The organism is Mycobacterium sp. E2479 (genome assembly GCF_001667925.1).
Classification (GTDB): Bacteria; Actinomycetota; Actinomycetes; order Mycobacteriales; family Mycobacteriaceae; genus Mycobacterium.
Window position 1 is genome coordinate 120,936 of sequence record NZ_LZJR01000076.1, and the last position, 11,408, is coordinate 132,343.

The following is an 11,408-nucleotide window of genomic DNA, read 5'->3' on the forward strand; positions in this document are numbered from 1 at the left end:
GGCCTAGTCGGTAACCGGCTCCGAATCATCTTCGCGCTCAGTGTCTTCCACCGTCAACGGCAACGCCAGCTCCTCGAGCGGACGCTGCTCGGCGGCGATGCCAAGCCACAGTTCGACCAGGCCGGCCGCGGCCATCACAACCGCCCCGATGAGGAATGACCAGACCACCTCGCTGCGCAAGCCCGAGTTGATCAGCTGACCGAAGAGCAACGGGCCGGTGATACCGCCGATCGCCGTGCCCATCGCGTAGAAGAACGCGATCGCCAGCGCCCTGGTTTCCATCGGGAAGATCTCGCTGACGGTCAGGTACGCCGCGCTGGCCCCCGCCGACGCCAGGAAGAACGCGACGATCAGCACGCCGATGAACGCCCAGACACCGCCGGCCCGGGTAACGAAGACCAGCGCCAGCACCACCACCGCCGCCGCGGAGCCCATGTAGGTCAGCGTGATCATCGGCTTGCGGCCAACGGTGTCGAACAGATGCCCCAGCACCAGCGGCCCGGCGAAATTGCTCAGGGCCCACAGCACGAAGAACACCGGCACCGTGCCCGACGGCACATCGTAGAAGTGGTTCAGCAGCGTGCCGAGGTTGAACGTGACGCCGTTGTAGAGGAATGCCTGCCCGATGAACAGTGCCAGCCCGAGGATCGCGCGCCGCGGATACAGCTTGAAAGCCACGGCGGCGATCTCCCGGAACGAAATCGCCGTGCGCTGACGGATCCGCAGCGCCTTGCCCTCCGGTGCGGGAAGCGGTTGGCCGGTCTCGTGCTGGACCGCCTCTTCGATGTCGCCGACGATCTGTTCCGCTTCGTCGTCGCGGCCATGAATGAACAGCCAGCGGGGGCTCTCCGGGACGTTGCGTCGCACCAGCAGCACGAAAATGCCGAGGATGGCGCCGATGCCGAAGGCGAGCCGCCAGCCGAGGTTGGGCGGGAAATTCGACGTGTTCAACAGGATCAGCGCGCCGCCCGCCCCGGCGGCCGAACCCAGCCAATACGTGCCGTTGATAATCAGGTCGACGCGACCGCGCACTCGCGCCGGAATCAACTCGTCGATGGCCGAATTGATGGCTGCGTATTCGCCACCGATGCCTGCCCCGGTGAAGAAACGGGTCAAGAAGAAATACCACGGGGCGAAGGCGAACGCGGTGGCGACCGTGGCCACCAAATAGAGGGCGAGGGTCAGGATGAACAGGTTTCGCCGGCCGAAGCGGTCGGTCAGGTGACCGAAGAACAGCGCCCCCGAGCACGCCCCAGCGATGTAGATCGCCGCCGCCATGCCGATCTGCGCGGCGTCCAGCGCTATGCCGCTGCCCGGCTCCATGAGCCGGGCCGACACGTTGCCGACCATCGTGACCTCAAGCCCATCGAGCACCCACACCCCGCCCAGGCCCACCACGACGCGCCAGTGAAAACGCGACCACGGCAGCCGGTCCAGCCGCGCCGGCACATGCGTCGAGATGGTTTTGGTCTGCGCGGTCGCACTCATGCGGTCTCCGTTCTGGTGTGACAGAGCATTTACCCACCAAAGCCCGTCCCTAGCCCTCGGCGAGGCCTCGAAACTCCGCCGCGCCCGCCGGCGTCAGCCACGCTCGGAACGGGACTCCTCGGGAGTCCAGGCCTGCGGCTGGCCGGGATGGCCGGGAAAGAGGAAGTCGATGAAGGCCGCGGCCGTTGGCTGCGGCTCGTGGTTGGCCAGCCCCGGGCGCTCATTGGCCTCGATGAAGGCGTACTCGGCGCCCGTGACGTCGGGCACCAACAGATCGATGCCGGTCACCGGGATGCCGATCGCTTCGGCCGCCGTCACCGCGACGCGGCACAGTTCGCTGTTCACGTGCGCGGTGACGTCGTGGATGGTGCCGCCCTGATGCAGGTTGGCGGTGCGCCGGACCCGCAGCCGGGTCCCCTGCGGCAGCACGTCGTCCATCTTCCAGCCCGCCTCGGCAATCGTCGACTCCGTGAGGTCGTCGATCGGGATGCGGGACTCACCGCCGGTGGCCGCCGAGCGCCGCCGGCTCTCCGCGGCGATCAGGTCCCGCACGCTGTGTTCGCCCGTGCCGATGATCTCCGGTGGCATCCGCAGCGCGGCGGCGACGACGCGGCCGTCGATCACGACGAGGCGAAGGTCGTCGCCAGTCACCCGCTGCTCGATCAGCACGTCCGGGTATTGCTGGCGGGCCCGCGCCAGGGCGGAGCTGAGGTCGTCGGGCCCGTTGTCCGGGACGACCCCAACGGTAATGCCCTTCCCCTGCTCGCCACGCGTCGGTTTGACGACGACCTCGCCGACCTCCTTGAGGAAGGCGAAATCGCTCTCATCAAAGGTGGCCAGCCGCGCCCGGGGCACGGTGATGCCCGCCTCTGAGACCAGGCGCCGCGTCAGCCGCTTGTCGTCGCAGCGGCACATGGCCACCGCGGAGGTGTACTCGGACAGCGATTCCCGGGTGATGACGCTGCGGCCACCGTGGGTCAGGCGCATTTCGCCGGTCTCGGCGTCGAGCACCTCGACCCAGATCCCGCGGCGCAGCGCTTCGTCGGCGATGATCCGGGCGTACGGGTTGAGGTCATCGATGGTCTCCGGCGGCGGACTGAACAGCGGCTCGTTGATCGCGTTCTTGCGCTTGATCGCCAGCACCGGGACGCGACGGAAACCCAGCTTCTCGTAAAGACCGATGGCGGCGGCATTGTCGTGCGCCACCGACAGATCCATGTACGCCCGGCCAGCGCTGCGGAAGTGCTCGGCCAGCGCCCTGGTGAGGGCCCCCCCGACACCGGGTAGCCCCGCGGCCGGATCCACCGCCAGGGTCCACAGGCTCGACCCCTTTTCCGGGTCGTTGAACAGCAACTCGTGGTCGACGCCGGTGACGGTGCCGACCACCGCGCCGTCCTCGTCGCGCACCGCGAGCAGATACTTCACCGCAGGCACGTGCTGATGGTTGTGCCAGATGACGTCGACGCCTGCCGGGACCATGCCGCAGCGCACGTAAACGCGATTCATGGCGTCGGCGTCGATCGGGTCGTTGAGTGTGCGCACCGTGAGGCCCAGCGGCGCCGCCGCAAGCTTTTTCGTCTTAGGGGTGAAACGCAGCCGGTAGGTGTGGCTGGGGTCGATGAACAGCTCGGTGGGCGCCTCGGCCACCACCACGTGGGATTCCCGGGCGTAGATGCAGATGTCGCGGCGCCCGGGTCCCTCGCGACGCAGCGCTTCGACCAGTTCCTGCGAATTGGCGAAGGTTTGCCCGAATATCAGTCGGCCCCAACCCAATTCGAGTTCGACATCCTTGGCCATCGCGTCGACCAGCTCGGGCGGTGAAGCATCGTGCAAGCCGAGCGTGATCGCCTCGGTGTGGTCGCCGGACGGATCGACCATGGTCATGCAACCGGACCGGTGACACCGTGGCGCTGCAACCACAGCTCGAGTAGGGCGATCTGCCAGAGCTCGTTACCGCGCAGCGGGGTCAGTTTGCCGTTGGGGTTGGCCAGCAGCGCGTCCACCGCGTCGGTGTTGAACAGGCCGCGTTCCTTGGCGGTGGGCGCGTAGAGAGCGTCACGGACCATGTCGAGGTAAGGGCCCTCCAGATGGGTCAGCGCCGGGACCGGGAAGTAGCCCTTGGGGCGATCGATGACCTCCGCCGGAATCACCCGTCGCGCAGCCTGTTTCAAAACGCCCTTGCCTCCGTGGGCGATCTTGAGTTCTGGCGGACAAGTAGCTGCCAGCTCGACCAACTCGTGGTCGAGGAACGGCACCCGGCCTTCCAACCCCCACGCCATCGTCATGTTGTCGACCCGCTTCACCGGGTCGTCGATCAGCATCACCGTCGTGTCGAGCCGCAGTGCGCGGTCGATACCCGTCTCGGCGCCTGCCTGCGCGAAATGCTCGGTGACGAAACGCAGGCTCGGGTCGTCGGGCGCGATGATGCCCGATCCGACCAGCGCCGAAACCCCGGCCGCATCGCGGTCGAAGAAGGCGCCGCGGTATTGGGCGACGGCACCGTCGAGGGTCGCCGCGGCTGGGTCGCCCATCGGCGGGTACCAGTGGTAGCCGGCGAACACCTCGTCGGCGCCCTGACCGGATTGCACAACCTTCACGTGCCGGGCCACTTCTTGGCTGAGCAGATAGAACGCGACGCAGTCGTGACTGACCATCGGCTCGCTCATCGCGCCGATGGCCCCGTCGAGCGCGGGCAGCATCCGGTCGGAATCGATGCGGATCTGGTGGTGGTCGGTCTCGAAGCGCTCGGCCACGATGTCGGAGTACTGGAATTCGTCGCCTTTGACGCCACCCGCTGACTCGAAGCCGATGGAGAAGGTCGACAACCCGTGTTGGCCGGCTTCGGCGAGCAGACCCACGATCAGGCTGGAGTCCACGCCGCCCGACAGCAGGCAACCGACCGGCACGTCGGCGACCAGGCGGCGCTGCACCGCGAGCCGCAGCGTCGACAGCACGGCGTCTTCCCAGTCGCGTTCCGACCAGTCCGCGCGGTCCTGATGGCGGGTGAAGTCGGGCGCCCAGTACGTGGTCACGGTGCGCCTGCCGTCGGGTTCGATGGCGACGAGCGAGGCCGGAGGCACCTTGCGGACTCCCCGCAGGATGGTATTCGGCGCGGGTACCACCGAGTGGAAGCTCATGTAGTGGTGCAGCGCTACCGGGTCTATGCGGGTGTCCACGCCGCCCCCGGCCAGCAGGGCCGGCAGGGTGGACGCGAACCGGACCCGGCGGCTGTCTTCGGTCAGGTACAGCGGCTTGATGCCGAGCCGGTCCCGTCCGAGCAGCACCCGCCCGCTGTCGCGTTCGACGATGGCGAAGGCGAACATGCCGAACAGACGGCTGACGAAGTCATCGCCCCACCGGTGGTAGGCCTTGATCAGAACTTCGGTGTCGCTGTGCGAGAAGAACCGGTAGCCGTACCCGCTGAGTTCCTGCCGCAACTCCTTGTAGTTGTAGATGCAACCGTTCCACGCCAGGGACAGACCCAGCTCGGAGTCGATCATCGGCTGGGCGCCCGCTTCGGTCAGGTCAATGATCTTGAGGCGACGGTGGCCGAGCGCAACCCGGCCCTGCGACCAGGCGCCTCCGGTATCCGGGCCCCGTGGCGTCAGCACGGCGGCCATCGACGAGACCGCCGCTACGTCGGGCGCCTGCCCGTCGAGCCGTACCTCCCCGGTGACTCCGCACACGCCTTCGACCCTACCGTTGCCCGAACGGAAGCGGCCAGATGGCCGCTTCGACATGCGTCGACGCGCCCCGTTGCCGGTCCACGTGCAATCGGTGGATTCTGGCGCTCACCAGGTCACGAACGGACCGACGACAATTGAGCACCCGACGGAATCACCCGCCCCGGAGCGGGCCTGCGCACCCGGCCATCCGTGGGCCAATGATCGCGGGGGCAGGCTACGGGAGTTGAAAAGCTGCGTGGCCAGCCATCTCGTTCGCCCCCGCGATTAGCCCCGGTGGGCCGCAGACGCGAACCCGTGACGAACGAAAATGGCCGTCGCGCAACAGGTTTCATCAGCCGGCCGGCCGCGACCGCCCGGCCCCGTTGTGCATTGGTCCTGGCCGCTTAAACATGTTGCACGGGAACGTAATTCACACCGCTGCACCCACTCGGCCCGCCGGGCAGAGTGGCCGTCACTCTCAGCCGATGGCGGTGTTTGCGCTGCGCCGCACTGGGTACAGTCGTGGCAATGTGGGGGTCAGTCCTGGGTTTGGGGGTTCTGGCGGCACTTAATCCGGTGCGTCTCGGCCTAGCTCTTTTGATGATCTCGCGTCCGAGGCCGGGGCCGAATTTGCTCGCCTATTGGGTCGGCGGTCTCACCGTATGTGTACCCGAGCTGCTCGTGCCGTTGATACTGCTGAACTTCACCTCCATGTTCGGCTCATTGGGCCACGGCTCGGCCACCCCGACGGGGAGCTCCGCCCTCCCGCGAATTCAGATTGGCCTGGGTGTAATTGCGCTGACGATTGCCGCGGTGATGGCCGTGCGCTTTTCGACACGTCAGCGCGCCGAGGCGCGGGCAACGAGCAATGGGAACTCGGCACTCGCACCGGCCCCGGAGACGCCGGTGGCACTTCCGCGATTCTTGAGCCGCGCCCGCGATGTTTCGTCCGACGACCGTTCTGTGATCCGGCGCTTGCTCCAGCGCGCCCATCGCGCCTGGGAGAACGGATCGTTGTGGATTGCGTGGGTGATCGGGGTGGCTTCGGTCCCGGTCGATGGCGTGTTCTTCATCCTCGCGATCATCGTGGCCTCGAGGGCACCGGTTACCGCGCAGGCCGGTGCCTCCGTGGCGTTCTTCCTTTTGATGTATTCCGTCGTCGAGATGATCCTGGTGGGCTATGTGGCCGCGCCGGCTCGCACCGAGGCCCTGCTGCGACGGCTGCATGACTGGGTGCGCACCTACCATCGGCAGATTTTGGTGACTGTGTTCACGGTGGTCGGGATTTCGCAGTTGGCCGAGGGCTTCAACGTCCTGTGATCAGTTGCTGGCACGACGCGAAGCTTCAGACCGGGATTGCATCGGATCCGGGGCCTTACGACCTGCACGACCCACCACCGATCGCTAACCGGCAGCGCCATCTCGCGACGAGAAATCCAGGTCGAGCGAGCGCTTGAGTCGCTGGCCGTACATGCCGGCCGATTCGGTGGTCAGCATCTCGTTGTGCGTGCAGTCGACCTGGTAGACGGTGATGTCGCCGGTAGCGTAGGGCCGCCAACTTTGTAGAAGATGCGTTCCGCGATCGCTGTCGTCTCGCGCAGCGGAAAAGATGGTCATATCGCCCTCTAAGATGCCGGGTTCGTGAACCCGGTACATCGCGAGATTCGTGTTCAGATTTGCAAGAAGCAGATTCAAGAGATCTTTGTGCCGCGAGAGCTCGATCGCTTCGTGCCGGCGAATCAGTTCTTCGATTTGCTCAAAGGTCAGCGACTCATTCGGTTCGGGCGTGCTTACGCCGTAGAATTCCAGGATTTCTTTCACGATCTGAGTTTCGTCCAGCGCATAGTCCTGCAACGCCATGCGGCTGTCGATGACCGGCTGAGAGTCGAGAAGGAAAAGGCTTGTGGCGCGCCCGCGTTGCCGAAGCTCGATGGCGAGTTCGTGCGCGATCACACCGCCGTAGGACCAGCCGAGAAGATTACATGGTCCGTCGGGATGAACGTTTTCGATCCTGTCGGCGTAATTCCCTGCCATCTCTCGAATCGACCGGGGTTCCTGCTCATCGCCCTGCAGAATCTGTTGAATTCCAATTATCGGGCAGTCCAGGTGATTGCCGAGGACCTGATACGGCCAACTCACCCCACCCGCAGGATGGACGCAGAATAGCGGGGGCCCGCTTCCACCTTTCAGACGCTGAACGGGAACTATTTCTTGAGTAGGGGCGGTGTGCGTCTGCAGCCGATGGCTCAAAGTTCGCACTGTGGGCGCTTCGAACAGGGCGGGCACCGCGAGATCGGCGTCCAGGCTCGCGTTGATCGCGGCGATCACGCGCATCGCCGAGATGCTGTCGCCCCCGAGGTCGAAGAACGAGTCGTCGATCCCGACGCGGTCGACACCGAGGACCTCGGCGTAGATGCCGGCCAAGGTCTTTTCAGTCGGGGTGCTCGGGGCGCGATACCGGCCGGCGGTGTCGGGTGCCGGCAACCTGTGGACGTCGACTTTGCCGTTGGGCGTCAACGGCAGCGCCTCGAGCGCCAATAGCGAGGGGACCATGTAACCGGGGAGCCGTTCGGCCAGCGCGGCGCGCGCTTCGGCCGGATCGACGGTGCCGGTGATGTAGCCCACCAGACGCTTGCCGCCCGGGCGGTCCGCGCGGGCGACCACCACCGCCTGCGCCACTCCGTCAAGCGCGGACAACGCCGCCTGGATTTCCGTCAGTTCGATGCGGTATCCGCGGATCTTGACCTGCTCATCGGCACGACCCACGTAGTCCAGCTGCCCATCGGCGCGCCATCGCACCAGATCGCCGGTGCGGTACATACGTGTACCCGGTGCTCCGAATGGGCAGGCCACAAACCGCGAGGAGGTCAGGCCTGCCCTGCTCACGTAACCGCACGCCACCCCCCGGCCGGCCACATACAACTCACCGACGACCCCGGGCGGCACCGGGCGCAACCAGCCGTCCAGCACGAACAACGCCGCGCCCGACACCGGCGAGCCGATGGGCGGTGTTCCCGAGCCCGCCGCCAGCGGCGCACTCATCGCGGCGTACACCGTGGTCTCGGTCGGGCCGTAGGCATTGACCATCACCCGTCCCGGCGCCCACCGATCCACCAGCTCGGCCGGGCAGGCCTCACCACCGATCAACAACGCCGTCGACTGTAAGGCCTCGGGCGAAAGCACCCCGACCGCCGATGGTGTCTGGGTCAACACATTGACGTGCTCACCCAGCAGCAGGGCGTGGAAGTCCTCCGGCGAGGCCGTCACCTCTTCGGGCACTATCACCAACCGCTCTCCGTGCAGCAGAGCGCCCCAGATCTCCCATACCGAGAAGTCGAAGGCGTAGGAGTGGCATTGCGTCCACACCTGCCCCGGGGGCAGGCCGGCGCCGAGCGAGTCGAGCAGCTGGGCCACGTTCTGGTGGGTGATCGCCACGCCCTTGGGCGCGCCCGTCGTGCCAGAGGTGTAGATGATGTGCGCGATGTCATCGGGGGCCGGCTGTCTCGTCGGTGCGGTGCTGGGCTGGCTGTCGATAATCGGGTCGTCGGCATCGATGATCAGCAGGTCATGCCCGCGGAGCCGGTCGGCCATCGCCGCGGTGGTGACCGCGGCGATCGGCGCGGCGTCGGCGACCATGAACCCGATCCGCGCCGCCGGCACCGCCGGGTCAATCGGCAAATAGGCCGCCCCGGTCTTCAACACCGCCAAAATCGCCACGATGGCTCCGGCCGACCGCCCGAACAACACCGCGACGCACTCACCCGGACCAGCACCCCGGGCGGCCAGCAGCTGCGCCAAGCGATTGGCGGCCTCGTCCAGCTCGCCGTAAGTCCAGGTGCGCTCACCGCACACCAGCGCCACGGCCTGCGGCGAGCGCGCCACCTGCGCACCGAACAACGCCGGGACCGAGACCGGGTCGGGAGCGGGCTGGATCAACGCCGCCCCGTTACCGAGTTCGCGCATGCGGGCAGCGATGTCGCTACCCAGTAAATCGATAGCCGAGAGCCGCCGGTTGGGTTCGGCGGCCATCGCCCCCAGCACCCACTGCAACCGGTCGATCAGCGTTTCGATATCGGAGTGATCGAACACGCCGGTGTCGAATTCGACCCGAAGGCCCAGTCCGGTCCCGGGCAGGACTTGCACCGTCAGCGGGTAGTGGGTGGATTCGTGGCGGCCGATGTCGCCGATCGCCAGTTCCCCGTCGGCGGCCAATGCCGCGGCATCCACCGGGTAGTTCTCATAAGCGAACAACGTGTCGAACAGCTGCTCGTGACCGGTGATGCGGTGGATCTCGCTGAGGGCGAGGTGCTGGTGCTCGAGCGTGAGGTTGGTCGTGTTGCGCAGTTGCTCGAGCAGCTCGGTGGCGGTGGTGTTGGGCGTGAGGCGCGCCCGCACCGGCACGGTGTTGATCAACAGACCCACCATCGACTCGGAGCCGACGAGGTCGGCCGGCCTACCCGACACCGTGGTACCGAACGCTACGTCGTGCTGACCCGTGAGCCAGCACAGCAACTGGGCATAGGCGCCCTGCAGCACCGTATTGACTGTGGTCTGGCATGAACGGGCCAAGTCACCAACAGCCTCCGTGATCTCCGCGGGGAGCTCGGACGATGCCACGCCTCGAGCGGCCATCCGCAACCTGTGCCCCGAGCTGACCAAAGCGGGGGTGTCAAAGCCGTCCAACGCCTCGCGCCATGCCGCGTGGGCAGCGTCCAGATCACGCTCGGCCAACCAGGTCACGAACCGGCGATACGAGCCTGCCGCGCCCAATCGCTGTCCGTGGTAACCGGCGAAGATCTCCCCCATCAAGATCGGCAATGACCAGCCATCGACCACGATGTGGTGATTCGTCAGGACAAATCGGTGCCGATCTGCGCTGACGCGCACCAGTGCCACCCTGAAGCCCGGGTCGCCGTTCAGCTCGCAGACCGCGGCGCGTTCGGCAACACACACTTGCTCGATCTGCCGATCAATCTCGGCATCGCCCGGCGCGGTGAGGTAGATATAGCGCCAAGGTGGCCCTGGATTCGCCGGAATAACCTGCACCGGCTCATCGAATTGCGGGCAGAAGCGGGCCACGAGATGTGGGTGCCGCTTGACGACCGTGTGCACCGCGTCACGCAGTCGGTACGGGTCGAGGGCACCAGTCAGCTCGATATTCAGCTGCACGGCGTACAAGTCAGCGGCGCTAACCTGCGCGGTGCGGGCGTGAAAGAGCAGTCCCTGCTGCAACGGTGTCAACGGCAAAATGTCGGCGATCGCCTGCTGCTGCTGCAGCTGGTCGATCTGCTGCTGGTTCAGCCTGGCGGGAGCGATATCGGACGGCGTCAACCCGCCTCCGCCGCGGCGCACGTGCGCGCAGATACCGGCCAGGGCGTCAAACCACAAGCGGCTCAACCGGGCAACCTGCGCCTCATCCATTGCCGACGGCGCCCACGTCCAGTTGGCCTGCAGGCACGGCCCAGTCTGGGTATCGATGGTGCCGGCATTGAGGTCCACGGTGTGCATCAGTGGCATCGGCACAGCCGTGGCCGCGCCGGTAATCGACGCGCCGTCCGGGCTGATCCCCCAGCCCTCGCCCGATAGGTCGGCCGTCCCGCCCAGGCGTCCAAAGTAATTGAACCCGATCGGGGGGTCGGCGCCTTCCAGATCGACCTCAGTGTTCAGGTAGCGCAGCAATCCGTAAGTGAGGCCATCGGGGAGGGCACGAAGCTGCTCCTTGGCGTCCTTGATCATCGCCCCGAGCTCCGCGTCGCCGGCGATCACGTGCGCCCAGGACAGCCCTCCGATGTTCAATGCAACGGGGTACTTGGTGGTGAACCAGCCAACCGTGCGCGACAGGTCCACACCGGAGGCCAGCTCCTCGTTACGCCCGTGGCCTTCGACGTCGATCGCGATCGGACTGCCGCCGGTGCCCAAGAACTCCGCCATCGCCAAGGCGAAGGAGATCAACAAGATCTCGTGTATGCCGGCATGGAACGCGGCGGGTACCTCACCGAGAAGCATCCGAGTCGTCTCGGCGTCGTCCAGCGACATCGACAATCGCCCGACTGTCTCGTACGTATCGACTGGCTGCACCGCAGGCAACGCCGCGGGGGTCGCCGCGATCCGTTGCCACATCTGTGCCGCAGCAACAACTTCCGGGCTGTGGGCGTGCTCATGGAGAAGTTCCGCCCATCGGGCGAATGACGTCCCGGTCACCGGCAGCGCTATCGACTGGCCGCCACGATGTTGGGCCCAAGCAATGTTGAGGTC

The 11,408-nt window shown here is 66.4% G+C and carries 5 protein-coding genes; 1 reads left to right on the forward strand and 4 read right to left on the reverse strand.

Annotated elements, in window-relative coordinates:
* Positions 1–3: 3 nt before the first annotated feature.
* From A5686_RS10555 to A5686_RS10565, 3 genes are all read right to left on the reverse strand, one after another.
* Entirely contained in the window at positions 4–1,488 is a 1,485-nt protein-coding gene (locus A5686_RS10555) for an MFS transporter (RefSeq protein ID WP_067933827.1), read from the reverse strand.
* Positions 1,489–1,581: 93 nt separating this feature from the next.
* Positions 1,582–3,372, reverse strand: a complete 1,791-nt coding sequence (ngg, locus tag A5686_RS10560) for an N-acetylglutaminylglutamine synthetase (RefSeq protein WP_067933829.1) — start codon at positions 3,370–3,372, stop codon at positions 1,582–1,584.
* A complete protein-coding gene (locus A5686_RS10565; protein ID WP_067933830.1) occupies positions 3,369–5,174 on the reverse strand; it encodes an N-acetylglutaminylglutamine amidotransferase in 1,806 nt (601 codons plus the stop codon). The genes ngg and A5686_RS10565 overlap by 4 nt, the downstream gene beginning before the upstream one ends.
* Positions 5,175–5,681: 507 nt before the next feature.
* On the opposite strand from A5686_RS10565, the gene A5686_RS10570 reads away from it, so the two are divergent.
* Positions 5,682–6,473, forward strand: coding sequence for a GAP family protein (locus tag A5686_RS10570; RefSeq protein ID WP_067933831.1), 792 nt, complete (start codon positions 5,682–5,684; stop codon positions 6,471–6,473).
* Between the two features lie 84 nt (positions 6,474–6,557).
* Here the strand turns inward: A5686_RS10570 and A5686_RS10575 are convergent.
* On the reverse strand, positions 6,558–11,408 hold a 4,851-nt coding region (locus tag A5686_RS10575), incomplete at its 5' end, for a non-ribosomal peptide synthetase (RefSeq protein ID WP_156750028.1).